At 71.2% G+C, this 23,248-nt stretch carries 23 protein-coding genes; 12 read left to right on the plus strand and 11 right to left on the minus strand.

Annotation, left to right across the window (positions count from 1 at the left end; all coding sequences use genetic code 11):
* Window positions 1–152: 152 nt before the first annotated feature.
* The 5 genes from ACGFZN_RS32370 to ACGFZN_RS32390 all read left to right on the plus strand — a co-directional run bounded on the left by ACGFZN_RS32370 (window position 153) and on the right by ACGFZN_RS32390 (window position 4,434).
* Window positions 153–1,115, plus strand: a complete 963-nt coding sequence (locus ACGFZN_RS32370; RefSeq protein WP_393862015.1) for a helix-turn-helix domain-containing protein — start codon at window positions 153–155, stop codon at window positions 1,113–1,115.
* A gap of 151 nt (window positions 1,116–1,266) precedes the next feature.
* Window positions 1,267–1,698, plus strand: coding sequence for a peptidase inhibitor family I36 protein (locus ACGFZN_RS32375; protein WP_393862016.1), 432 nt, complete (start codon window positions 1,267–1,269; stop codon window positions 1,696–1,698).
* Entirely contained in the window at window positions 1,683–2,651 is a 969-nt protein-coding gene (locus tag ACGFZN_RS32380) for a hypothetical protein (protein WP_393862017.1), read from the plus strand. Before ACGFZN_RS32375 ends, ACGFZN_RS32380 begins: the two co-directional genes overlap by 16 nt.
* A gap of 69 nt (window positions 2,652–2,720) precedes the next feature.
* A complete protein-coding gene (locus ACGFZN_RS32385; RefSeq protein ID WP_393862018.1) occupies window positions 2,721–3,521 on the plus strand; it encodes a phosphotransferase in 801 nt (266 codons plus the stop codon).
* A 154-nt stretch (window positions 3,522–3,675) separates the two neighbouring features.
* The gene (locus tag ACGFZN_RS32390; RefSeq protein ID WP_393862019.1) at window positions 3,676–4,434 is read left to right on the plus strand and encodes a PIG-L family deacetylase; all 759 of its coding nucleotides are present in this window, start codon (window positions 3,676–3,678) and stop codon (window positions 4,432–4,434) included.
* 52 nt (window positions 4,435–4,486) lie between these two features.
* Here ACGFZN_RS32390 and ACGFZN_RS32395 read toward each other — a convergent pair whose 3' ends face one another.
* The 3 genes from ACGFZN_RS32395 to ACGFZN_RS32405 all read right to left on the minus strand — a co-directional run bounded on the left by ACGFZN_RS32395 (window position 4,487) and on the right by ACGFZN_RS32405 (window position 6,737).
* Window positions 4,487–5,077 (minus strand): hypothetical protein, encoded by a 591-nt coding sequence (locus ACGFZN_RS32395; RefSeq protein ID WP_393862020.1) that lies wholly within the window; start codon window positions 5,075–5,077, stop codon window positions 4,487–4,489.
* A gap of 197 nt (window positions 5,078–5,274) precedes the next feature.
* A complete protein-coding gene (locus ACGFZN_RS32400) occupies window positions 5,275–6,015 on the minus strand; it encodes a class I SAM-dependent methyltransferase (protein WP_393862021.1) in 741 nt (246 codons plus the stop codon).
* A 41-nt stretch (window positions 6,016–6,056) separates the two neighbouring features.
* The gene (locus tag ACGFZN_RS32405) at window positions 6,057–6,737 is read right to left on the minus strand and encodes a hypothetical protein (RefSeq protein WP_393862022.1); all 681 of its coding nucleotides are present in this window, start codon (window positions 6,735–6,737) and stop codon (window positions 6,057–6,059) included.
* 466 nt (window positions 6,738–7,203) lie between these two features.
* Between ACGFZN_RS32405 and ACGFZN_RS32410 the strand changes: the two genes are divergently transcribed.
* The 5 genes from ACGFZN_RS32410 (at window position 7,204) to rbsD (ending at window position 13,040) form a co-directional block, all read left to right on the plus strand.
* On the plus strand, window positions 7,204–8,220 hold the full coding sequence (locus ACGFZN_RS32410; RefSeq protein WP_393862023.1) for a LacI family DNA-binding transcriptional regulator: 1,017 nt from the start codon (window positions 7,204–7,206) through the stop codon (window positions 8,218–8,220).
* Complete coding sequence (locus ACGFZN_RS32415) at window positions 8,217–9,737, plus strand: sugar ABC transporter ATP-binding protein (RefSeq protein WP_393862024.1); 1,521 nt, start codon at window positions 8,217–8,219, stop codon at window positions 9,735–9,737. Before ACGFZN_RS32410 ends, ACGFZN_RS32415 begins: the two co-directional genes overlap by 4 nt.
* Window positions 9,727–11,673, plus strand: coding sequence for a substrate-binding domain-containing protein (locus ACGFZN_RS32420; RefSeq protein WP_393862025.1), 1,947 nt, complete (start codon window positions 9,727–9,729; stop codon window positions 11,671–11,673). Before ACGFZN_RS32415 ends, ACGFZN_RS32420 begins: the two co-directional genes overlap by 11 nt.
* A 78-nt stretch (window positions 11,674–11,751) precedes the next feature.
* Entirely contained in the window at window positions 11,752–12,654 is a 903-nt protein-coding gene (locus ACGFZN_RS32425; protein ID WP_393862026.1) for a ribokinase, read from the plus strand.
* The gene (gene rbsD, locus ACGFZN_RS32430; RefSeq protein ID WP_393862027.1) at window positions 12,651–13,040 is read left to right on the plus strand and encodes a D-ribose pyranase; all 390 of its coding nucleotides are present in this window, start codon (window positions 12,651–12,653) and stop codon (window positions 13,038–13,040) included. Before ACGFZN_RS32425 ends, rbsD begins: the two co-directional genes overlap by 4 nt.
* Window positions 13,041–13,043: 3 nt before the next feature.
* Here the strand turns inward: rbsD and ACGFZN_RS32435 are convergent, their stop codons facing one another.
* The 5 genes from ACGFZN_RS32435 to ACGFZN_RS32455 all read right to left on the minus strand — a co-directional run bounded on the left by ACGFZN_RS32435 (window position 13,044) and on the right by ACGFZN_RS32455 (window position 19,467).
* Window positions 13,044–14,516 (minus strand): hypothetical protein, encoded by a 1,473-nt coding sequence (locus ACGFZN_RS32435; RefSeq protein ID WP_393862028.1) that lies wholly within the window; start codon window positions 14,514–14,516, stop codon window positions 13,044–13,046.
* Between the two features lie 113 nt (window positions 14,517–14,629).
* Window positions 14,630–15,769: an XdhC family protein gene (locus tag ACGFZN_RS32440; RefSeq protein WP_393862029.1), complete on the minus strand. Its 1,140-nt coding sequence runs from the start codon at window positions 15,767–15,769 to the stop codon at window positions 14,630–14,632.
* Entirely contained in the window at window positions 15,762–17,900 is a 2,139-nt protein-coding gene (locus ACGFZN_RS32445) for a xanthine dehydrogenase family protein molybdopterin-binding subunit (RefSeq protein ID WP_393862030.1), read from the minus strand. The genes ACGFZN_RS32440 and ACGFZN_RS32445 overlap by 8 nt, the downstream gene beginning before the upstream one ends.
* Complete coding sequence (locus ACGFZN_RS32450) at window positions 17,897–18,889, minus strand: FAD binding domain-containing protein (RefSeq protein ID WP_393862031.1); 993 nt, start codon at window positions 18,887–18,889, stop codon at window positions 17,897–17,899. The genes ACGFZN_RS32445 and ACGFZN_RS32450 overlap by 4 nt, the downstream gene beginning before the upstream one ends.
* Entirely contained in the window at window positions 18,886–19,467 is a 582-nt protein-coding gene (locus ACGFZN_RS32455; RefSeq protein ID WP_055705212.1) for a (2Fe-2S)-binding protein, read from the minus strand. The genes ACGFZN_RS32450 and ACGFZN_RS32455 overlap by 4 nt, the downstream gene beginning before the upstream one ends.
* 281 nt (window positions 19,468–19,748) lie before the next feature.
* On the opposite strand from ACGFZN_RS32455, the gene ACGFZN_RS32460 reads away from it, so the two are divergent.
* Window positions 19,749–20,318, plus strand: a complete 570-nt coding sequence (locus ACGFZN_RS32460) for a TetR/AcrR family transcriptional regulator (RefSeq protein WP_393862032.1) — start codon at window positions 19,749–19,751, stop codon at window positions 20,316–20,318.
* A gap of 83 nt (window positions 20,319–20,401) precedes the next feature.
* Here the strand turns inward: ACGFZN_RS32460 and ACGFZN_RS32465 are convergent, their stop codons facing one another.
* The 3 genes from ACGFZN_RS32465 to ACGFZN_RS32475 form a co-directional block, all read right to left on the minus strand.
* Window positions 20,402–20,965, minus strand: a complete 564-nt coding sequence (locus ACGFZN_RS32465; RefSeq protein WP_393862033.1) for a dihydrofolate reductase family protein — start codon at window positions 20,963–20,965, stop codon at window positions 20,402–20,404.
* A 140-nt stretch (window positions 20,966–21,105) separates the two neighbouring features.
* Entirely contained in the window at window positions 21,106–21,441 is a 336-nt protein-coding gene (locus ACGFZN_RS32470) for a GNAT family N-acetyltransferase (protein ID WP_393862034.1), read from the minus strand.
* Entirely contained in the window at window positions 21,438–22,442 is a 1,005-nt protein-coding gene (locus ACGFZN_RS32475; RefSeq protein WP_393862035.1) for a pirin family protein, read from the minus strand. The genes ACGFZN_RS32470 and ACGFZN_RS32475 overlap by 4 nt, the downstream gene beginning before the upstream one ends.
* A gap of 116 nt (window positions 22,443–22,558) precedes the next feature.
* On the opposite strand from ACGFZN_RS32475, the gene ACGFZN_RS32480 reads away from it, so the two are divergent.
* Window positions 22,559–23,047, plus strand: a complete 489-nt coding sequence (locus ACGFZN_RS32480) for a carboxymuconolactone decarboxylase family protein (RefSeq protein WP_393862036.1) — start codon at window positions 22,559–22,561, stop codon at window positions 23,045–23,047.
* Window positions 23,048–23,248 lie beyond the last annotated feature (201 nt).

Here is a 23,248-nt window from a genome sequence, read left to right on the forward strand (position 1 = left end):
AACATCTTCGAGTCACGTGCTGCGGGATGCCCAGCGGGTTGACCAGGTCCGGGAGGACCCTCTGAGAGGGGACGAGCGACGGGACGGCCGGCCGGGCCCGGCATGAGGAAGCCGAGCACGGTGTCGAGCCGCGGAGGCTGGTGGGGAGAGCCGTGGAGAAGGTTTTCGACAGCAACGACTTCCCGGCGCGAGACGCGCTGTCAGCGTGGGAGAAGGCCACCGCGGACGCAGTGATGCCGACATCGCCCAAGCTGATCGGTACGGATGTCTTCCGTGGGTGGCTCAGCACGATGCCGCTGGGAGCGGTCCAGTTGTCAGCGATGGCGTACTCGTCCTACCTCACACGGAGGACCCCGAGGCTGATCCGCGCCTCGGACCCGGAAATCCTCGCCGTCGGCCTCACGAACTCCGGCACACACGTGATCGAGCAGCATCGCCATCGGGCCGCGCTCCAGCCGGGTCAACTCCTGCTCTTCGAGAGCTCGCGCCCCTTCGAGACCTACGCCGACGGCGGAAACACGCTCATCCAGTTCCCCCGTGCGCTGCTCCCCTTACCCGCCGGCCACGTGGATCGCCTCATCTGCCGTCCCTTTCCCGGCGATCAGGGCCTCGGGCGACTGCTGGCCGATTTCCTCATCCACCTGACAGACGACGGCCCCACCTACACGTCGCATGACGCCGCGCGACTCGGCACCCTCGGCCTGGACCTGGTCACCGCTACGCTCGCGCACTTCCTGGAGCGCGAGGACGACGTTCCCTGCGACTCCCGTCAACGCGTCCTGTACCTGCGTATCACCTCCTTCATCGAGCGTCACCTCGGCGACGCCACCCTCGATGCGGCCGAGATAGCAGCGGCCCACCACATCTCGGTTCGCTCGCTGCACAGGCTGTTCCAGCAGCACGGCGTGACGGTCCGCTCCTGGGTACGCGGTCGACGTCTCGAACGCTGCCGCCGGGATCTCGCCGACCCTTCGAAGCGTCACGTGCCCATCCACGCCATCGCGACGCACTGGGGGTATCCGCAGGCCGATGTGTTCTCCCGGGCGTTCCGGGCGCACACCGGGATGTCTCCCAGCGCGTTCCGCGACGGATCCTGCGCAGCGGGCGGCCGCTGATCCCAGCGGACACATGGCGCTGCATGCCGACAAGTTGGCGCGCCACGTCAATGTGCGGCTGGGGACCGGCTGGAACGGTGGTGGACACCGGCAGGCCGAGAAGACCAGGTCCTCAACCGCTGAGAACCCGGCCTGTCACAAGGAGGCTACTGTGCGGCTGCCCAGGAAGATGTCCGTCGCGCTCGGGACCGTCGCCCTGCTCGCCGGAGCATCGTTCACGCAGGCCCATGCGTCCGGGCCGGTCACGGCCGGCGGTCTGTCGAGCTGTCCCTCGGGCTACGCCTGCTTCTGGGGGTGGTCCGGATACGCCGGCAACATGGGCAAGGTGGCCGGGAACAACCCCGACTACCGCGCCCTGACCAGCAGCAGCGACGGGTGCACGGGCACCTGGAACAACTGCATCCGGTCCATCGCCAACCGCGGGACCCAGTGCACGGTCTACTTCTACGACGACTACAACTACGGAAAGACGCACCGCTGGCACAGCCTGAGCCGGGGCGACGAAGTGAGTGACTTCGCCACCGGGTACAACGACGCCGGCTTCAACGACGTGATCAGCTCCAACAAGTGGTGCTCTTCGTGAGCCTGCGCGCCCACCGGCGGTCCGCGCTTCTGGCGCGGACCGCCCTGGCAGGAGTCGTGCTCAGCGTCGGCCTGACGAGCTGCGCGGAACAGCACACGGCCGGCCGGCCCGTCGGACCGGTCACCGCACCCAGCGCATCGGCCATCGACCTGGCCACGCACAGCGGCACCTGGCCCCGAACCGAGCAAGAGATCGAGGGCGCCCTGTCCGCGCTGGAGCGCCGCTGCCTGCGCGCCAACGGTTTCGACTACCCCGTCGTCAGACCGGCGCCGTTCACCGACCCGGAGAACGAGGCCGCCGCCGTCGGCCTCACCGAGCGCAGGGCACACGGCTACGGCTTCGGCACCCAGCCCACGGCGCCGCCTTCCGACGCCTTCTACGACCGGTTGGCGGCGAGGGAGAAGCGCCGGTTCACCGCCGTACTGTTCGGCCCGGACGACAAGAGGAGGACCGTCGGACGCTTCCGTATGGGCACGGTGAGCGTGCCCACCCGAGGCTGCACCGCGCAGAGCCGTCTCACCCTGTTCGGTGACGTCGCCACCTGGGCCAGGATCACCTACACCGCAGAGGACATCGACGAGCGACTCGCCCGTGCGGCCACGGCTGATCCGCAGTACACAGCGGTGCTGCGACGATGGTCCGCCTGCATGAAGTCACGCGGTTACAGCTTCGCGTCTCCGACCGAGGCCGAGGCTGCGGCCAAGGCGGTGCACGGCCCTGCCGGTGCCCCGGGGAAGACACCCGCGAAGGAGATCCACATCGCGGTGGCAGACGGCACATGCGCGCAGGCGTCCCATTTGCCCCGGTCGGAACTCCGGGCCCGCCGACGCCTCGTGACGACACTGCCGCCGAACGACCGACGGCTCCTGGAGCACCTGACGAAACGCCGCTCCATGGCTCTGGGGCGGGCGCGTTCCCTGGGATTGATCCGGGAGAGCACCTCCCAGCCGTAGGAACCGACCGCCCGCACCGAGTTCGCGGACCGGCCCTCGCGGGGTCGATCTGGCGATAGGGTGATCGTCATGACGGCTGAGGGCGAGTCGCTGGTCGGCGGGATGGTGAACGCGGGGGCGGTCTTCCGCCGGGGTGCGCTGGTTGAGCGCCCGGCGCCACGCAACGCGCGCGCCCTGCATGCCTATCTCCTCGCGCTGAAGGAGCACGGCTTCGACATGGCGCCGGCGCCTGTCGGTCTCACCGCGGACGGCCGTGAGCAGCTGACCTTCATCCCAGGCGAGGTTGCCCTGCCGCCGTTCCCGGACTGGGCGATGACGAAGGCGGCTCTCGAATCGGTGGGGAGCCTGCTGCGGCGCTTGCATGAGACCAGCGCGTCCGTGGCGGTCGACACCCGCGCCGAGTGGCCCCGGGACCTGGCCGACCCGGAGGGGGGAACGATGCTGTGCCACAACGACGTGTGCCCGGAGAACGTCGTCTTCCGCGACGGCCGTGCCGCTGCCCTGATCGATTTCGACTTGGCGGCCCCAGGCCGTCCCCTCTGGGACATCGCCATGACCGCACGCTACTGGGTGCCCATGGTCGATCCCGTATCGACAGCTGCCTTCTACCCCTCCGGGCTGGATGCGCCCGCACGACTACGGATCCTTGCCGACAGCTACGGCCTCTCGGCGGGGGACCGCGCCGAGTTGCCCGGCGTCATCGAGCAGTCCACGGAGGTCTGCCGGACCTTCGTCGCCCGCCGCGTGGCCGACGGTGACCCCGTCTATCTCCACGCGCTGGCCGAGCGTGGCGGATGGGAACGCTGGGACCGTATACAGACATGGCTGGTGGACCACCGCAAGACGTTCACGGCTGCCCTGCTGAGCTGACCGGACTGGACGTTCGAGGACAAGGGTCCGCGGCTTGAGCCGAGCAGGGTCGGAAAGTCCTTGAGTGCTTGTCATCCGGGGTGGAACTTCGATGAATGGCTGGCAGAGACTGCTTGAACCGAATTGACCCTTCGTGGTGGAAGGCGGTCCGTGCATGTCCGTGCCGAGCTTGCTGGCGGTGTTCGCTCACCCGGACGACGAGTCGTTGTCGGCAGGCGGAGTCTTGGCCCGTCACGCGGCTGCGGGCGCACGTACCGCAGTCGTCACGGCGACCTGGGCCACGGACACCCCCCGGGCTGCCGAGCTGGCCGAGGCGCTGCGTATTCTCGGCGCCGGCGAACCGCGGATGCTCGGCTACGCCGATGCACGCGTGCCGCAGTCGGCTCCGGGCTGCGTACGGTTGTGCGAGGCACCGCTCGACGAGGCGGTGCAGCGCCTGGTGAGGCACATCCGTGACTTCCGTCCGGACATCATGGTCACTCATGATGCCTACGGCGGTCTGCCGGGCCACCCGGATCACGTGCACACCCATCGGGTGACCATGCTGGCTGCTCAAGCGGCCGGGCTCGGCCGGCTTTACCCGGATGCCGGTGCCCCATGGCAGCCCCGTGCCCTCTACCTGGCCACACACCCTCATTCGGCCGTCCCGGCGCTGAGAGAGGTGATCGGTGCGCGCAAGGCGGTGTACAGCGTTCCGGACGAACAGGTCACCGCAACGGTCGATGTCAGGCCTTGGCTGGAGCAGAAGATCGCCGCGGTGCTGGCGCATCGCTCCGAGGTGGAGCGGGGAGCCCTGCCGGGGGTGATCGCCGGCCTTCCGCCGGACGCACAGGAGCGGCTGTTGGCTACCGAGTGGTACATCCGCCATGCCCTCGTGACTGCGGCATCCGTACAGACGGAACTGATCGCCTGAGGCCCCCGTAGCGCCGGAGTGGCATTGCAGGCAGTTACCGACCGGTTGTGGGTCAGCGCAAGCTGATCGCCCATGCCGTGAGTGCGGCGAAGTCGTCGTGGGCGAGGCCGCATCGGGGGTCCACTCGATGCAGTAGGGCGGGACCTCGGTGATGTTCCTTCACCCAGGCGTGATCCGCCTCGGTGATCTCGTCGTCGATCCAGGCGAAGGCCCGGCCTTGCGCCCACGCGAGGACCTGTGGCGTCTTCCAGAACACACCGTCCGCGGGCTCGGCCCGCGGCGAGGACCAGGTGATGAAGGGCAGTTCGGGCAGTCCCAGGAGCGGCGCGACGAAACGGTTGGCTTCCTCTTCCCACGTTGTCGCCCACACCAGATCGAAGCCGAGCGCCTCCAATGCCGGGCCGTGAGCCGGGTTGAGCCACACCCGAAGTGGTTTCACCGGCTTGTTCGGCAGCCCCCACTCAGCCAGCCGGCGCCCCTCGGCCGCCTCCCATCGGGGTGTCAGCAGCCGGTGCGTCTGATAGCCCTCGGGCCGGCGATGCGGTTTCGCGGCATACGGATTCAGCGGCCCGTCCACATCCACCAACAGCACCGGGCGCACCAGCCCTCCCCCCGCCTGGAATGCCCGAGGCCAGAAGCTCATCGACGACAGCCACCGCTCCGACCTGCTCGAAGCCCTCCAGAGGGTAGAGGCCGCCTACGAGCCGAGCGTGATATCGCCGGCGAGTCGTGAAGTGACGTCTGGGCGTCCCGCAGCCACATGATCCGTCCTGGGGACCAATGCCACGGGCGCCGAAGTCTTCCGGCGAGGGAACGGCTCACGTCTCCGCCCGGCGGAACCTACGGTTTGTGGGTGACCCAGAGCAGTTCCGCCGGCCAGCGGTGTGCCCAGTCGGGTGGGTCGGTTTCGTTGTAGCCGTTGGGGGTTCCCAGCTCGGGCCGCGGCTCGATGAGGTCGTCGATGATGAGACCCGCGCCGCGCAGGACCCTGACCCAGTCGCCGTAGGTGAGCTGATAGCTGGTCGCGCCGTCGCCTTCGGCGATGGTGTTCAGCCCGAAGTAGTCCTTCTGCAGCGTCGTGGTCACGCGGCCGGCGGCTTCGTCGTAGCAGGCTTCGAACCATGGGCTGGCGACGTTGAACACCAGGCGCCCGCCTCGGCGCAAGACGCGCGCGGCCTGTGGGACGGCCTGGTGCGGAGACGCCCAGCTGAGCCCACCGAAGTCGCAGAACACCAGGTCGAAGCTGCCGGCGGCGAAGGGGAGTTGTTCGGCGGCGCCTTGCACCAGCGAGTGAGGGACTGCTCTCATCGCGCGGGACGCTGCGGCGAGTTGGGCTTCGGACAGGTCGAGCCCGACCACGGTGGCGCCCTCGGCGGCGAGCGCCCTGGACCACTGGCCGGCGCCGCAGCCGAGTTCGAGGACGCGCTTGCCGGTGACGTCGCCCAGCGCCCGCAGGCGCGCGTCGGGGATGGAATACATGCCCCACAGCCGGGGTGCGGCGCCGATTTGCGCATCGTGCTCGTTCTGGTAGGCGCTGCTGATCCGGTTCCAGAGCCGCCTGTTGGCGGGGATGCTGTCCACGTGCCGACTCCAGCACTGCCTGCCAGGAGCGGTCAACACGATTAGGACACTGGCGGGCCCTCGCCTCGGTCCGGCCCCGACTCGGACCGTGATCCGCCGGACGAGCCCTGGTGGGCACCAGGAGGCAGCAGGTGCGGGGCGCGTGCGCCGAGGATGCCGAAGACCTTCTCCTTCGCCAGGCTGCGCAGTTCCTCCAGGAAGGCCGGCTCCACGCGGCCCTCCCTGGCCCAGATCCCGGCAAGGGACTCGGCACAGCGCTGCGCCAAGTCGCTGCTGAAGTCCCCCGCGCGGATGGTCCTGATCAGGGCCGCTTCGACGAACGGTCCGGAGAGGTACTCCAGATCCGACGCCGCGTCGTCCTGCTCGTCCTCACGTGCCGAGGGGTCTTCGATGAGGCGTACGAGCAGAACCGCCCGCTCCTCGTCCGGGATGCCCGGATCAATCCAGACGGGGACCGCCGGCGAGACCGCCGCCGAGTTCTCACCCGCACTGCGGGGCCGCTCCTTCCCGAACAGCCTCGCAAGCCAGCTCTTCATCTCGACCAGAACCTCGATCCGCTCCGCAATGCCCTCACCGATACCGCTGCCAGCCACACCCCTCACAAGGCCACCGACGACAGCACCGGCAGCCGTTCCGGCACCAGGGACAGCTGAGCCGATGACAACGCCCGCTTCCGCGCCGTATTCGGTGCCGACGTCCGCGCCCGCAAGCCCGCCCGCCAAGCCCCGTCGTGGATCGCCGTCTGCGGGCGCCGACTGCTCGGCGCCGTGGCCACATCGTGGATGTCGTCGGTGACAACCACTGGCGGCAGCAGCTTGCCGTCGGCGTCGGCGGTCGACCTGGCCGGGCGAGGGGTCCCTGATGCGGGGAGACGCCCGGCACCGGCCGCGTTGGCAGCAGCCCTGCGGGAAACGGACGGCGTGTCTCGAGGTCGGCCGGTGCGGGTGTCGTAGGGGCCGCACGCCGGGTGCAACCTCGCGGATGTGGAGTCCGGGGGTGCATCTCCAGGTGGCCGACGGCGTTCATTGTGACCGGCGACATTCGTCCCCCTGCCCCCGCCCCGAGCCCCGCGCCGCGTGACGGACGTCACCGCCGGCACATCTTGTTCCCGCTCGTGTAATCGATTCCAATCCTTTCTACGCAATCGAGTAATCGATTACACGACGTCCACAAGGAGGTGGAGCGGCGATGGCGAGCATCAAGGACGTGGCCGCCGCGGCGGGTGTGTCCGTCGCCACGGTCTCCCGCGTGCTGAACGACCATCCGTCGGTCAGCGCACACGCCCGCGAGCGGGTGCTGGCCGCTGTCGAGAAGCTGGGCTACCGCCCGAACGCCGTCGCCCGCTCGCTGCGCACCGACCAGACCCGCACTCTCGGCCTGGTCATCAGCGACGTGCTGAACCCCTACTTCACCGAGCTGGCCCGGTCCGTCGAGGTGGAGGCCCGGCTGCTGGGCTACAGCGTCATCATCGGCAACGCCGACGAGCGGCCCGACCTCCAGGACCACCACGTACGGACTCTGCTGGACCGCCGGATCGACGGGCTGCTGGTCTCTCCGACCGACGGCTGCTCCCCGCTGATGGCGGACGCGGCACGCGCGGGCACGCCGATGGTCTTCGTGGACCGCTGGATCGCGGACATGGACGTGCCGGTGGTGCGCTCGGACGGACGAGGCGCCGTACGGGATCTCGTCGCGCACCTGTACGGGCTCGGGCACCGCAGGCTGGCCATCATCGCGGGGCCCGCGGCGACCACGACCGGACAGGAGCGGATCGAGGCCTTCCGGGAGGGGCTCACCGAGCACGGGCTGGATCTGCCCGATGTCTATATCGGCCAGGGCGACTTCCAGGCGGGAAGCGGCCGGCGGGTCACCGAGGCGTTCCTGGACCTGCCCGAGCCGCCCGAGGTCGTGTTCGCCGCCGACAACCTGATGGCACTGGGCGCGCTGGACGCCGTACGGGCGCGCGGGTTGCGCGTGCCGGACGACCTCGCGCTCGTCGCGTTCGACGACATCCCGTGGTTCGTGCACACCGATCCGCCGATCACCGCGATCGCCCAGCCCACGGGCGAGCTGGGCCGCGCAGCCGTGCGCGCGCTGGTCGACCGCATCGAGGGGCGCACCCCTGAGTCCGTCACCCTCCCCGCCCGTCTCGTCGTACGCCGCTCGTGCGGCGAGCTCCCCGCAACGAACAGGAGTCAGTCGTGAGCAATTCGGAGGAGTTGCTGCGCATCGAGGGCATACGCAAGTCGTTCCCCGGGGTGGTCGCGCTCGACGGCGTCGACTTCGACCTGCGCAGGGGCGAGGTGCATGTGCTGCTCGGTGAGAACGGCGCCGGCAAGAGCACGCTCATCAAGATGCTGTCGGGCGCGCACACACCGGATGCCGGACGCATCCTCGTCGGCGGCGAGGAGGTCCGGGTCCACGGTGCGCAGGACGCCGAGCGTCTCGGCATCGCCACGATCTACCAGGAGTTCAACCTCGTTCCCGATCTGACGGTCGCGGAGAACATCTTCCTGGGCCGTCAGCCGCGCCGCTTCGGGATGATCGACCGCCGGACGATGGAGGCGGAGGCGGCCGTCCTGCTCGAGCGCGTCGGCGTGACGGTGTCGCCCCGCGCGCGGGTACGTGACCTGGGCATCGCTCGCCTGCAGATGGTGGAGATCGCCAAGGCCCTCAGCCTCAACGCGCGTGTGCTCATCATGGACGAGCCGACCGCCGTGCTCACCTCCGAGGAGGTCGACAAGCTCTTCGCGATCGTGCGCACCCTGCGCGAGGACGGCGTGGGCATCGTGTTCATCACCCATCACCTCGACGAGATCTCCGCTTTGGGCGACCGCGTCACCGTGATCCGTGACGGCAGGAGCGTCGGGCAGGTTCCGGCGAGCACGCCGCAGGAGGAACTCGTACGGCTCATGGTGGGCCGCTCCATCGAGCAGCAGTACCCACGCGAGCGAGCCGCCGCCGGCCCCGCCTTGCTGACGGTGGAGGGTCTGGCGCGCGACGGGGTCTTCCACGACATCGGCTTCGAGGTGCACGCGGGCGAGGTGGTCGGCATCGCCGGTCTGGTCGGCGCGGGCCGTACCGAGGTGGTGCGTGCCGTGTTCGGCGCCGACCCCTACGACACGGGAACCGTCACGGTCTCCGGCAAGGTGCTGCGCCGGCACGACGTCAACGCGGCCATGGCGGCCGGCATCGGCCTGGTCCCCGAGGACCGCAAGGGGCAGGGGCTGGTGCTGGACGCGTCGGTGGAGGAGAACCTCGGCCTGGTGACCATGCGGAAGGCGACCCGTGCGGGGCTGGTCGACCGCAAGAGCCAGCACACGGCCGCCGAGCGGATCGCCGGACAGCTGGGCGTGCGCATGGCGGGGCTCGACCAGCAGGTGCGCACTCTCTCCGGAGGCAACCAGCAGAAGGTCGTCATCGGCAAGTGGCTGCTCGCCGACACCAAGGTGCTGATCCTCGACGAACCGACGCGCGGGATCGACGTCGGCGCCAAGGTCGAGATCTACCAGCTCATCAACGAACTGACGGCCGCGGGCGCCGCCGTCCTGATGATCTCCAGCGATCTGCCCGAGGTGCTCGGCATGAGCGACCGGGTGCTGGTGATGGCCCAGGGCCGCATCGCGGGCGAACTCGCCGCCGAGGAGGCCACCCAGGACGCCGTGATGGCGCTCGCCGTCAGCAACCCCACTACAGGAACGGAGGCCAGCCGTGGCCACTGACACGCTCAAGAGCAAGGCGGGCGCCGGTGGCGCCACGAGCGGCCTGCGCCGCGTCCTGCTCGACAACGGCGCGCTGACCGCGCTGATCGTCCTCTTCATCGCCCTGTCGGCGCTGTCCGGCGACTTCCTCACGACCGACAACCTCCTCAACGTGGGTGTCCAGGCGGCCGTGACGGCGATCCTCGCCTTCGGCGTGACCTTCGTGATCGTCGCGGCGGGCATCGACCTGTCGGTCGGATCGGTGGCCGCGCTGTCGTCGACCGTGCTCGCCTGGAGCGCCACATCGCACGGTGTACCCGTCGTCCTGGCCCTCCTGCTCGCGGTCGCCACCGGCATCGTGGCCGGCCTGGTCAACGGCTTCCTCATCGCCTACGGCAAGCTGCCGCCGTTCATCGCGACGCTCGCCATGCTGTCGGTGGCCCGCGGCCTGTCGCTGGTGATCTCCGGTGGCGTGCCCATCCCCTTCCCGTCCTCCGTCTCCCACCTCGGTGACACCGTCGGCAACTGGCTGCCGGTCCCGGTGCTGGTCATGGTCGTGATGGGGCTGATCGCCGCGTTCGTCCTCGGCCGTACCTACATCGGCCGCTCGATGTACGCGATCGGCGGCAACGAGGAGGCCGCGCGCCTGTCGGGCCTGCGGGTGAACAAGCAGAAGCTCGCCATCTACGCGCTGTCCGGCCTCTTCGCGGCGGCCGCGGGCATCGTGCTGGCCTCCCGGCTGTCCTCCGCCCAGCCCCAGGCGGCCAACGGCTACGAACTGGACGCGATCGCGGCGGTCGTCATCGGCGGCGCCTCCCTCGCCGGCGGCACCGGCAAGGCGTCCGGCACCCTGATCGGCGCGCTGATCCTGGCCGTGCTGCGCAACGGCCTCAACCTCCTGTCGGTGTCCGCCTTCTGGCAGCAGGTCGTCATCGGTGTCGTCATCGCGCTCGCGGTGCTCCTGGACACGCTGCGCCGCAAGGCGGGGGCGACACCCGTCGCGGCCGGCACGGGCGGCAACAAGGGCCGGCAGGCGGGCACGTACGCCCTGGCGGCGGCGGTCACCGTCGCGCTGGTGGGCGCCACCTCCTTCCTGCACAACGGCTCCGCCGGCAGCACCCCGAAGATGGGTCTGTCGCTGTCCACGCTCAACAACCCCTTCTTCGTGCAGATCCGGTCCGGCGCGCAGGCCGAGGCGAAGAAGCTGGGCGTGGACCTGACCGTCACGGACGCGCAGAACGACGCCTCGCAGCAGGCCAACCAGCTGCAGAACTTCACCAGTTCCGGCTACGGCGCGATCATCGTCAACCCGGTGGACTCCGACGCGGCGAGCAACTCGGTCAAGGCCGCCGACAAGGCGAAGATCCCGGTGATCGCCGTGGACCGCGGCGTCAACAAGGCGTCCGTGGACACCCTCGTCGCCTCCGACAACATCGCCGGCGGTGAACTCTCCGCCAGGACGCTCGCCGAGAAGCTCGGCGGCCACGGCAAGATCGTCATCCTGCAGGGCCAGGCCGGCACCTCCGCCGCCCGCGAACGCGCGGAAGGCTTCGCCAAGGGGCTGAAGGCCTACCCGGGCATCCAGGTCGTCGCCCAGCAGCCGGCCGACTTCGACCGCACCAAGGGCCTGGACGTCATGTCCAACCTGCTGCAGGCCCATCCCGACGTCCAGGGCGTCATCGCCGCCAACGACGAGATGGCGCTCGGCGCGATCAAGGCGCTCGGCTCCAAGGCCGGCAAGTCGGTCCAGGTCATGGGCTTCGACGGCACTCCGGACGGACTCAAGGCGGTCCAGAACGGCACCCTGTACGCCTCGGTGGCACAGCAGCCCACCCAGCTGGGCCGGATCGCCGTCGACAACGCGCTCAAGGCCGTGCAGGGCAAGAAGGTCCAGGGCACGGTGAAGGTCCCGGTGAAGGTGGTCACGCAGCAGAACGTGGCCGGCTTCCACGGCTGACAGCGGCGCTCCGGCCGGGGGCGGGATGCCACCGCGGTGGCGCTCCGCCCCCGGCCGCCTATCGGGAAGGTCCCTCTCATGTACGACTACGACCTGCTGGTCGTGGGATCCGCCAACGCCGACCTGGTCGTCGGGGTCGAGCGGCGTCCAGGCCCCGGGGAGACGGTGCTCGGCTCCGACCTGGCCGTCCACCCGGGCGGCAAGGGTGCCAACCAGGCGGTCGCGGCCGCCCGGCTCGGCGCCCGCACCGCCCTGCTGGCCCGCGTCGGAGACGACGCCCACGGCCGGATGCTCCTCGACTCGCTGCGGGCCGCCGGCGTCGACACGGCCGGCGTGCTGACGGGCGGGGCGCCGACCGGCGTCGCGCTGATCACGGTGGATCCGTCGGGCGACAACAGCATCGTGGTCTCCCCGGGCGCCAACGCGCGTCTCACACCCCAGGACGTGAAGGCCGCGGCCGGTCTGCTGCGAGCCTCCCGGGTGGTCTCCGCGCAGTTGGAGGTTCCGCTGGAGACGGTGGTGGAGGTGGTGCGCGGCCTGGCACCGGGAGGCCGTTTCGTGCTCAACCCCTCGCCCCCGCGCCTTCTGCCCGACGAGGTCGTCGCCGCGTGCGACCCGCTGATCGTCAACGAACATGAGGCGAAGGTCATCCTCGGCGACACCGTCACGGGCGAGACCCCCGAGGACTGGGCACGAGGCCTGCTGGCACGCGGCCCGCGCTCGGTCGTCGTCACCCTGGGCGGCGAGGGCGCCCTGGTGGCGACCCGGGAGGCCACCACCCGCATCGCGCCGGTGACGGTCTACGCGGTGGACACGACCGGCGCCGGCGACGCCTTCACCGCGGCGCTGGCCTACGGCCTCGGCGCGGGAGCGGGGCTGGAGGCAGCCGCCACCTATGCGGCGCGCGTCGGCGCCCTGGCCGTGACCCGCCGCGGGGCCCAGGACTCCTACCCCACCGCCGAGGAGGTCGACGCACTGTGAAGAAGGCAGGGATTCTCAACCGCCATCTGGCGGGCGAACTGGCCGCGTTGGGCCACACCGACCAGGTGCTGGTGTGCGACGCCGGCATGCCCATACCCAGGGGTCCCCGCGTGGTGGACCTGGCCTTCCGGGCCGGCGTGCCGTCCTTCGCCGAGGTGCTGGACGGCCTGCTCGCCGAACTGGTCGTCGAAGGCGCCACGGCCGCCGAGGAGATCCGGACCGCCAATCCCACGGCGGCCGCGCTGTTGGACGGGCACTTTCCCGGCCTGGTACTCGTCCCTCACGGGCACCTCAAGGAGCTGTCGTCCGGAGCACAGTTGATCGTACGGACGGGCGAGGCCCACCCGTACGCGAACGTGCTGCTGCGATGCGGGGTCTTCTTCTGATACTCACGGCGCCGGCCGGGGTGTCGAGGCAGTACATCGGCACGTCCGGGAAGAGCAACAGCCCACCCCCGCCTCCCGCTTGCGCCGGCGCAGCACGTAGTCGCTGAAGAGGTGCCGGCTCCGGTCGAGCAGTTCCTCCACCTCCGGGTCGCCGCGCCGCACGTCCGCCGACGGATGCCAGCGCTGCACGCTCTGCTGGGCCCAGGTGCGCAGCTTCACGTCCGGGTCCTGCAGCAGGCCGACCGCCGCCCGCAGCGCCACGATGTCGCCGCGCGCGTCGAGCAGCCGGAACGCGCCGACGCGGACGTGCCGCGGCCGTTCGAAGCCGGTGCGTTCCAGTAGCCAGTCGGCGGACAGTTCCTTCACCGAGGGCAGCAGGGCGACGACTGTCTCGCGGACGACGCCGGCGCCAGGGTCGTCCAGGAGCGGCCGCAACCGCTTGGCATCCACGCAGTCCAGTGTCCGCAGGCCTGCCACCGCCCGCGCCCGCACGCCGCCCGCGGGGTGCGCGAGCAGTGGCCACAGCAGCGCGGCGTCCGCGCGGTTGCCGCACTCGGCCAGTCCGATGACCGCGCCCGGCGGCAGCTCGAGGTCGTCCGGTTCCCTGCACCGCTGCCGGTACCAGGCCGCCGGATCACCTCCCTGCTGCCGTACGACATACCGGGCGCACGCACGCACGAGCGCGGACCGGTCGCTCAGAAACGACTCCGCCCGCTGTGACCATCCCGCCCGCCGCAGTCCGGTGACGCCCGCTGAGCGGACACGCGGGTTGCGCGAGGACAGAAGTGGAGGCAGCACGTCCGTGTATGCGCCCGCACTGCCCAGGGCTTCCAGTGCCGCTGTGGCGCACAGGTCCTGGACCACGGTGTCCTCGTCCTGGGCGGCCGCGCGGGCCAGCTCACCGGCAGGGAGCAGCCGGCCCTCGACGGCATGCCGGTATGCGAACCGCCGGACCATGCGGTCTCGGTCGGCGAAGAGAGCACCGAGTTGCCCGCTGGATGCCCGGCGCACCACCTGACCCAGCACATCGACACCGAAGGCACCTCTGTCGCGGCGGCCGACGCGAAGGATCAGGGATGCCGCGTCGAGGGCGGATTCTGCATCCAGGGCCTCGCGCAGCACCTGCCGGGCACACTCGCGCACCGGACCGGCCCAGTCGGCGCAGCGGATCACGACCAACGGCATCAGACCGGGATGATCAGCCGCCCGGCGCACCGCCTCCTGACGGATGCGTCCGTCGCGGTGGCAGAGGGCGAGGGCGAGCCCGGACTCGCCGAGCCCGCTCAGTTCGGCGGGCAGCGGGGCGGCGTACTCCCATTCCGGCAGGAACCGCGGCCGGTACCAGGCCACCTGACGCGCTCCTGCGTCCAAGGCGAGCCAGTCACCGGGGTCGGCGACGTCCAGCGTGCTCTCCAGCGACGCACCATTGGCGAGCCGTAGGGCCGCCGCTGCCCCGTCCTCACTGCCCTCAAGCATTCCCGCCCCTCTCCAGCAGCCGTACCAGCTGATCGTAGAGTGCGGGGCCCGCGCCCGGCGCTGCACTTGGCCCGTGGCACCGAAGTGGGCAGTAGCTCATCGGTCGATGAAGCTCATCTCCCCGGTGCTCCCGCTGGCTGGAGGTCGCGGTGGATCGGTGTCCGGGAGCCGGTCAGCGGTGCACCGGTGCCGCCGCGCCTCGTGGCGACGATCTCCGCCGCGATCGACAGAGCCGTCTCCTCGGGCGTACGGGCACCGAGGTCGAGGCCGATCGGGGAGCGCAGTCGGGCCAGCTCCCGCTCGCTCACGCCTTCGGCCCGCAGACGCCGGTTGCGGTCCTCGTGGGTGCGGCGCGAGCCCATCGCGCCGACGAACGCCACCGGCATGCCGAGGGCCAGCTTGAGCAGGGGTACGTCGAACTTCGCGTCGTGGGTGAGGACGCACAGGACCGTGCGGGCGTCGGTCGCGGTGCGCCGCAGGTAGCGGTGCGGCCAGTCCACGACGACCTCGTCGGCGTCGGGAAAGCGGGCCCGCGTGGCGAAGACCGGGCGGGCGTCGCACACGGTCACGTGATAGCCGAGGAACTTGCCGGCCCGCACCAGCGCCGAGGCGAAGTCCACCGCACCGAAGACGATCATGCGCGGCGGCGGCACGTTCGACTCGACCAGCAGGGTGAGGCCGCCGGGGCAGTGCGAGCCGTCCGCCGAGATCTCCACCGTGCCGGTACGGCCCGCCTCCAGCAGGGCACGGGCCTCGGCCGCCGCCGTGCCGTCCAGGTCCGGGTGGCCGCCGAGACCGCCCTCCTGCGTGCCGTCAGGACGCACCAGCAGGGCCCGGCCCAGAAGCCCGGCCGGCCCGCGGGCGACCCGGGCGAGAGCCGCCGGCCGGCCCTCGGCGGCGGCCGCCACGGCCGCCGCGAGGACCGACCGGTCGGGTGCCTGTCCGGACACCGGTGTGACCAGCACCTCGATCGTGCCGCCGCAGGTCAGTCCGACGGCGAAGGCGTCCTCGTCGCTGTAGCCGAAGCGTTCGAGCACGCTCTTTCCGGTGCGCAGCGCCTCCAGGCACAGGTCGTACACCGCGCCCTCGACGCAGCCGCCGGAGACCGAGCCGATGACGGTGCCCGCGCCGTCCACGGCGAGCGCGGCGCCGGGACCGCGCGGTGCGCTGCCGCCGACGGCCACCACGGTGGCGACGGCGAACTCCCGGCCCTCCTCGATCCACCGGGCCAGCTCGTCGGCCAGGTCAAGCATCAAGCGCTCCCGCTGCCGCGGTCAGGACCCGGTCCGGCCGGATGGGCAGGGCACGGTGGCGCACGCCCGTCGCGTGCCAGACCGCGTTGGCTACGGCGGCCGCGGCGCCCACGATGCCGACCTCGCCGATGCCCTTGATGCCGACCGGGTCGTTCGGGTCGGTGTCGTCGATCCAGTCGGCCTCGACGTGCGGGACGTCGGCGTGGGTGGCCACGTGGTAGCCGGCGAGGTCGGCGCCGACGTGGCCGCCCGAGGCGCGGTCCCGCACGGCTTCCTCGTGCAGGGCCATGGAGATGCCCCAGATCATGCCGCCCACGAGCTGGCTGCGTGCGGTGAGCGGGTTGACGATCCGGCCCGCCGCGAAGATGCCGAGCATGCGCCGCACGCGCACCTCGCCGGTGGTGACGTCCACGGCGACCTCGGCGAACTGGGCTCCGAAGGAGTGGCGTTCGGCGGGCGCGAGGGCGCCGATGGCCTCGGTGGTGTCCGAGCGCACCGTGATGCCCTCCGGGGGGATGTCGGCCCCGAGGGCCAGCCTGTCGCGCAGCTCCTCGGCCGCGGCCGCGACCGCCCAGGACCAGGAGCGGGTGCCCATGGAACCGCCGGCGATCATCGCCGGCCCGAAGTCGCTGTCACCGATGCGGACGCGGACCCGCTCCGGGGGCACGCCCAGCGCGTCGGCGGCGACCAGGGTGAGTGCGGTACGGGCGCCGGTGCCGATGTCGGCCGCGGCGATCCGCACGGTGAAGCCGCCGTCCGGGTGCGCGGTCACGGTCGCCGTGGAGGGCGCCGCGCCCGCGGGGAAGGAGGCCGCCGCGGTGCCGGTGCCGAGCAGCCAGCGGCCGTCCCGGCGCACGCCGGGGCGCGGGTCCCGGTCCGCCCAGCCGAACCTGCGGGCGCCCTCCCGGAAGCAGGCGGCCATGTTGCGGCCGGCGAACGGCAGGCCGGACACCGGGCCCCGCTCGGGGTCGTTGCGCAGGCGCAGCTCGACCGGGTCGATGCCGCCCTTCTCGGCGAGTTCGTCGAGCGCCGCCTCCAGTGCGAAGGAGCCCGGCGCCTCGCCCGGGGCCCGCATGAACGTCGGGGTGGGCACGTCGAGCCGGACCAGGCGGTTGGCCGTGTGGTGGGCGTCGGCGTCGTACATCACCCGGGCCACCCCGGCGCTCGGCTCGACGAACTCGTGCACGGTGGAGGTGAGGCTGAGGGAGCTGTGCTCCAGCGCGCGCAGCCGCCCCTCGGCGTCGGCGCCGAGCCTGACCCGCTGGATGGTGGGGCTGCGGTAGCCGGCCAGCGAGAACATCTGACGGCGGGTCAGGACGACGCGTACGGGGCGCTGCAGGATGGTCGCGGCCATCACCGCGGACACCTGGTGGGCGCGTACGCCCTTGCTGCCGAAGCCGCCGCCGACGTGCTCGGAGCGCACCCGCACCGACGCCGGGTCGAGCGAGAAGAGGTTCGCGAGTTCGCCGATGACCCAGGTGGCGCCCTGGTTGGAGTCGACCACCTCGAGCCGGCCGCCGTCCCAGTGGGCGGTCGCCGCGTGCGGCTCCATCGGGTTGTGGTGCTCTTCGGGGGTGCGGTACTCGGCGTCCACGACGACGGCGGACGCGGCCAGTTCGGCGTCCAGGTCGCCCTTCTCCGTCACCGCCGGCATGTGCCCGTTCGCCGGGTAGGCGCGCGGGTGGCCCGCGGTGAAGTCGATGTCGTGGGGCTCCTGGTCGTAGTGCACCACGAGCGCCTCGGCGGCCTCCCTGGCCTGCTCTGACGTCTCGGCCACGACCAGCGCCACCGGCCAGCCCAGGTGCGGCACCCGGTCGTGCTGGAAGACGGCGCAGGTCGGGTCGGGCTTCATGCCCATCAGGCCGGTGTAGTCGGTGTTCACGCGCAGGGAGTTGCGGTGGTCGATCACGGCGAGGACGCCCGGCATGGCGAGGACGGGGTCGCTGTCGATGGCGCGGATGCGGCCGCGGGCGACCGTGGAGAGCACCAGCCAGCCGTGCGCGAGGTCGGCGAAGGGGATCTCGCCCGCGTAACGGGCCGTGCCGGTGACCTTGTCCCTGCCCTCCACGCGGGTGTGGGCGGTGCCGACGGAGCGCGTCTGCGTGTGTGCGGACGTGGTGACGGTGGTCATCGGGCGGCCTCCCCTGCGAGTTCGCTGAGCTCGGCCACGACGAGGTTGCGCATGAGGGTCACCTTGTATCCGTTCTGGGGCAGTGGCCGTGCCGCCGCCAGTTCGGCATCCGCCGCGGCGGCATAGGTCTCGGCGTCGGCCGGGGCGCCGATCAGGACGCGTTCGGCGGCGAGGGCGCGCCAGGGCCGGGAGGCGACGGCGCCGAAGGCCAGGCGCGCGTCGCGTACGACGCCGTCCCGCACGTCGAGCGCGGCGGCGAGCGAGCCGATGGCGAACGCGTACGAGGCGCGCTCGCGCACCTTGCGGTAGCGCGAGTTCGCGGCGACCGGGAGGGGCGGCAGGACGACGCCCGTGATCAGGGCGCCCGGCGGCAGGGCGGTCTCACGGTGCGGGGTGTCGCCGACGGGCAGGTAGAAGTCCGTCAGGGGCAGCTCGCCCGGCCCGTCGGCGGTCTCGAAGTGGACGACGGCGTCGAAGGCGGCGAGCGCGACCGCCATGTCGGAGGGGTGTACGGCGACGCAGTGCTCCGACGCGCCCAGGATCGCGTGGTTGCGGTGCTCGCCCTCGACGGCGGGGCAGCCGCTGCCCGGGACGCGCTTGTTGCAGGGCTTGGTGACGTCGGTGAAGTAGCCGCAGCGGGTGCGCTGGAGCAGGTTCCCGCCGACCGTGGCCATGTTGCGCAGCTGCCCGGAGGCGCCGGCCAGCACCGCCTGGGCCAGCGCCGGGTAGCGGCGGCGGACCTCGGGGTGCGCGGCCAGGTCGCCGTTGGTGACGGTGGCGCCGATGCGCAGGCCGCCCTCCGAAGTCGGCTCGATCTGATCCAACGGGAGTTCGCGGATGTCGACGAGCCGGGCAGGACGTTCGACGCCGGCCTTCATGAGGTCGACCAGGTTGGTGCCGCCACCGAGGAAGCGGGTGTCCGGATCGGCGCCGAGCAGCGCGACGGCGCCGGCGACGTCGGACGCCCGCCGATAGTCGAACTCCCTCATGCCACGGCCTCCTTCGGCTCCGTCCCGAGCCCGGCGCGCCCTGCGTCCGGCTGTGCCTCGGCCGCCCGGGCCACGGCCTCGACGATCGAGACGTAGGCGCTGCACCGGCACAGATTGCCGCTCATGCGCTCGCGGATCTCCTCGGCGGTCAGCGGCGGCGGTCCGGCCTCGGGCCGGATGTCGTCGGTGACGGCGCTGGGCCAGCCCGCCGCGTGCTCCTGGATCACCCCGATCGCCGAGCAGATCTGTCCCGGAGTGCAGTAGCCGCACTGGAAACCGTCCAGGTCGAGGAACGCCTGCTGCACGGGATGCAGCTGGTCGCCCTCGGCGACGCCTTCGATGGTGGTGATCTCCCGGCCCTCGGCCGCCACGGCCAGTTGCAGGCAGGACACGGCCCTACGGCCGTCCAGCAGGACCGTACAGGCGCCGCACTGTCCCTGGTCACAGCCCTTCTTGGAGCCGGTCAGCGCGAGGCGCTCGCGCAGGGCGTCGAGCAGGGTGGTGCGGTGGTCGACGGGCAGTGTGTACTTCTCGCCGTTGATGTTCAGGGTGATGACACTGGACGTCGATGAGGCCATGAGCAGCTTCTTTCGCATTTCCAGGGCAGATGAGGGGGGTCGGCAACCGAGGTGAACCGGGTGGTGCGCAGGAGTCGTGGGTGCGGCACTGTGCCGCGGGGTCGGTCGGCGGTGCGTGGTGCTGGAAGCGAAGGGACCGCGGACTGCCGCAGGGGCACGTCCGCAGCTATGGTGGACATCAATCGGACAGCTGTCCGCTACCTGGAAAACGTAACGGACAGCTGTCCGCTTAGCAAGGGCGAGGTTCGGCCACGAACCCTCGGGGAGGACGAGTGCCGCAGATGAACGACGCACCCCGGCGCTCGGACGCACAACGCAACCGCGAGCGCATCCTGGAGGTGGCACTCGCCGAGCTGTCCCGCTGCGCGGACGCCCCGCTGAGCGCGATCGCCAAGAAGGCCGGCGTCGGCCAGGGAACCCTCTACCGCAACTTCCCCAGCCGCGAGGCACTCGTCCTGGAGATCTACCGTCACGAGATGCAGCACGTCGCCGACAGCGCGGCCCACCTGCTCCGGACCCGGCCGCCCGAGCAGGCACTGCGGGCCTGGATGGACCGGCTCGCGGAGTTCGCGATGACCAAGGCCGGCCTGGCCGACGCGATCCGGCAGGTCACCAGCGCGCCCGGCAGCCCGGCGAAGCCGGCCCACACGCCGGTGACCGAGGCGGCGGAACTGCTGCTGCGCGCCAACGAGGAAGCCGGCACCATCCGGCCCGGCGTCACGGCGGACGACTTCCTCCTCGCCATCGGCGGCCTGTGGCAGCTCGGCCCCCACGGCGACTGGAGGCCCCGCGCCACCAGGCTCCTGGACCTCGTCATGGACGGCCTGCGCACGGGGGCGCCCGGCCGGTGAACACGGCACCGCCGGCCACCGGCGGGCACGACCGTCCCGAGCCCTTCGTGCACGCAGATGGCCCGTGACTCCCGGACGGGCGCTCAGCGCCTCGTCGCGTACCTGGTCAGGATCACGCCGCAGGGAAGCGTCCGGGTCTCCACCAGGTTCAGGTTCACCCAGCTGTCCAGCGCGGTGAAGAACGGCGTGCCGCCGCCCACCAGGACCGGCGCGGTGGCCAGCACGTACTCGTCGATCAGCCCGGCCCGCATGGCCGCCCCGGCGAGCGTCGCGCCGCCGATGTCCATCGGGCCGCCGTCCTCGGCCTTGAGCCGGGTGATCTCGGCGACCGCGTCACCGGTGACCAGGCGGGTGTTCCAGTCGACCTTGTCGATCGTCGAGGAGAACACCACCTTCGGCATGTCCCGCCAGCGGCGCGCGAACTCGGTCTCCGCCGGGGTCGCGTGCGGCTGCTGGTCGCCGGTCGGCCAGTAGGAGCTCATCGTCTGCCACAGCCTGCGCCCGTACAGCGTCAGGTCGGTCGCCTGCAACTGGTCGGACCAGAACTGGAACAGCTCGTCGCTCGGCACGCTCCAGCCGATGTCGTCGCCGGGCGCGGCGATGTAGCCGTCCAGGCTCAGGTTCATGCCGTAGATCAGTTTCCGCATGCCGCCTGCCTTCCGTGGGTCGGTCTCACGCGTACAGACCGGCGCGGCGCATGAAACTTATCGGTGCGCGATCTGAGCCCATCCTCGTGCTCGGTGTCGCCCTCATCCCCGTCCCCGCTGCGACCGGCAGCGGGGACGGGTCAGTGCAGTGCCTCGCGGAGCCACCGCTTGATGTCCGGCGTGACCGGATCGGTGATGTCGGCGAACTCGTCGTGTTTCTGCAGGAATTTGGCCACGTACGGGCAGACGGGCACGATGCGCATACCGGTGCTCCGCACGTCTGTCAGGGCCTGCTGGACCAGGCGGGAGGCGAGCCCCTGTCCGGCGAAGGCGTCGTCGATCTCGGTGTGGTAGAAAACGCGCTGCTCGTCATGGTCCAGGTACTCGGTGAAGCCGGCGAGCGCGCCGTCGACCAGGATCTCGTAGCGATGCTTGTCATCGGCTCGTTCGACGGCGGTGGGGGCGGACGTGGTCATGGGGTGCCTTCCGGGAGCCGGGGGTGCGGTGCGGGATTGCGGCGTGGGCGGATGACGGCGTTGGGCAGCGCCGGGGCGGGCAGCCGGTCCCCGTCGTAGCCCACGACCTCGCCGAAACGGTCGGAGGCGTTCTGCCATTCCTCGCGGGCCTGGACGATCTCCTCGTGGCTGCGGCCGACGAAGTTCCACCACATGAGGATCTGCTCGTCGAAGGGCGGTCCGCCGAGCAGGATCATCCGGGCTGCGACGTCGGAGGTGTTCGCGACGGTCAGCGCCGCGTGACCGGGGGCGAGATAGCCGAGCTCGGCCGGGTGCAGCGGTGTTCCGGCCATCCGGACCTCTCCACGGTCGACCAGCAGGCCGTGCTCGAAGCGCTCGTCGACGGCGAGGACGACGGTCGCGCGGGGCTGGAGCACGACTTCGGCACCGAGCAGCGGCGTGAAGGTGGGGACAGGTGACGTGTCACCGGCCAGCGAGCCGAGGAAGACCCGTACCTCGCCGCCGCCCAGCGGGACGGTGCGTGGGACGTGGTGGTGAAAAGCGCGCGCGGCGTGCCGGTGCTCTTCGGGCAGGGCCACCCACAACTGCACTCCGTGCAGGACGGTGGTGTCGGGGGTGGAGACCTCCGAGTGGGCGATGCCGTGTCCGCCCGTCATGAGGTTCAGTTCCCCGGGGCGTACGAAAGCCCTGGTGCCCAGGCTGTCGCGGTGCTCGATCTCGCCGCTGAAGAGCCAGCTCACCGTCTGGAGTCCCGTGTGCGGGTGCGGGGCGACATCCATCCCGCCCGTCTCGGCGACGTCGTCGGGCCCGTAGTGGTCGGCGAAGCACCAGGCGCCGATCAGGGTCCGGGCCCGCTGCGGCAGGGTGCGTCGCACGGTCATGGCGCGAGGACCGCCCAGGGGGACGTCCCGTGCGGAGAGGACCTCGACCTGGAGATCTGCTTCCCCGCCGTGCCCTGGTCCGCGTAGTCGTTCGACGAGACGCGCCTCTGGGTTGCTCATCAGGCAACACCCCACTTTCGTTACTTGTTCAACTATCATGAGGAGGATCGCGGGCGCCACCCCTGAGGGCGACCTGTCCAGGAGCCGCCGGACGCGGCCCGCCCGAAGGAGTGCAGGTGAACGGTCCGACCCAGACGCAGGCCGACCGACGGGTGTTCGTCGACAAGCAGAGCCCCCGGGCCTACCAGGCCCTGACCCGGACCGCCGAGGATGTCCGGGCGGTCGCCGCGGACGCCGGCCTGGACCGCAGGCTGGTGGAGCTGATCAACCTGCGGGTCTCCCAGATCAACGGCTGCGCCTACTGCCTCAACGTCCACACCCGGGCTGCGCTGCGCGCCGGAGAAAGCACTCAGCGCCTCGGCGTGCTCCCCGCGTGGCGCGACACCGAGCTGTTCAGCGCCCGTGAGCGGGCGGCGCTCGCCCTGGCGGAGGCGACCACCAACCCGGCGGACATCGTCGGACAGCAGGACGCCTACGACGCCGCCCGCCAGGCCCTGACCGATGACGAGATCTCCGCGGTGGTCTGGGTGGCGATCACCATCAACGCCTTCAACCGGGTCTCGATCATGAGCAAGCACCCGGTGCGTACGATCCCGGCGCAGTGACCGGAGCGAGCCTGCCGAACGCCGGGAACCGGGCGACAGCAGGCCCCAGCGGCACCGCCGCGCGTACTTTGCGCCGCTCAGGATCTTTGAACCCTCCGATGCCGCTGCTGTTGCTCGTCGCCGGTGCGGCCCTCATCGGGTACGCGGGCATCAGGCCGTACGATTCTTGAAGCCGGGGTCTGCACGTACGGGACGGAGTGG

The sequence above is a fragment of the Streptomyces sp. NPDC048192 genome, from assembly GCF_043202415.1.
Classification (GTDB): Bacteria; Actinomycetota; Actinomycetes; order Streptomycetales; family Streptomycetaceae; genus Streptomyces.

Excerpts from the sequence above, each read along its gene's own strand:
- ACGFZN_RS32385 (WP_393862018.1), top strand. The coding sequence starts at position 2,721 with ATGACGGCTGAGGGCGAGTCGCTGGTCGGCGGGATGGTGAACGCGGGG.
- ACGFZN_RS32390 (WP_393862019.1), top strand. The coding sequence starts at position 3,676 with ATGTCCGTGCCGAGCTTGCTGGCGGTGTTCGCTCACCCGGACGACGAG.
- ACGFZN_RS32395 (WP_393862020.1), bottom strand. The coding sequence starts at position 5,077 with ATGAGCTTCTGGCCTCGGGCATTCCAGGCGGGGGGAGGGCTGGTGCGC.
- ACGFZN_RS32410 (WP_393862023.1), top strand. The coding sequence starts at position 7,204 with ATGGCGAGCATCAAGGACGTGGCCGCCGCGGCGGGTGTGTCCGTCGCC.
- ACGFZN_RS32425 (WP_393862026.1), top strand. The coding sequence starts at position 11,752 with ATGTACGACTACGACCTGCTGGTCGTGGGATCCGCCAACGCCGACCTG.
- ACGFZN_RS32435 (WP_393862028.1), bottom strand. The coding sequence starts at position 14,516 with ATGCTTGAGGGCAGTGAGGACGGGGCAGCGGCGGCCCTACGGCTCGCC.
- ACGFZN_RS32440 (WP_393862029.1), bottom strand. The coding sequence starts at position 15,769 with ATGCTTGACCTGGCCGACGAGCTGGCCCGGTGGATCGAGGAGGGCCGG.
- ACGFZN_RS32445 (WP_393862030.1), bottom strand. The coding sequence starts at position 17,900 with ATGACCACCGTCACCACGTCCGCACACACGCAGACGCGCTCCGTCGGC.
- ACGFZN_RS32450 (WP_393862031.1), bottom strand. The coding sequence starts at position 18,889 with ATGAGGGAGTTCGACTATCGGCGGGCGTCCGACGTCGCCGGCGCCGTC.
- ACGFZN_RS32455 (WP_055705212.1), bottom strand. The coding sequence starts at position 19,467 with ATGGCCTCATCGACGTCCAGTGTCATCACCCTGAACATCAACGGCGAG.
- ACGFZN_RS32460 (WP_393862032.1), top strand. The coding sequence starts at position 19,749 with ATGAACGACGCACCCCGGCGCTCGGACGCACAACGCAACCGCGAGCGC.
- ACGFZN_RS32465 (WP_393862033.1), bottom strand. The coding sequence starts at position 20,965 with ATGCGGAAACTGATCTACGGCATGAACCTGAGCCTGGACGGCTACATC.
- ACGFZN_RS32470 (WP_393862034.1), bottom strand. The coding sequence starts at position 21,441 with ATGACCACGTCCGCCCCCACCGCCGTCGAACGAGCCGATGACAAGCAT.
- ACGFZN_RS32475 (WP_393862035.1), bottom strand. The coding sequence starts at position 22,442 with ATGAGCAACCCAGAGGCGCGTCTCGTCGAACGACTACGCGGACCAGGG.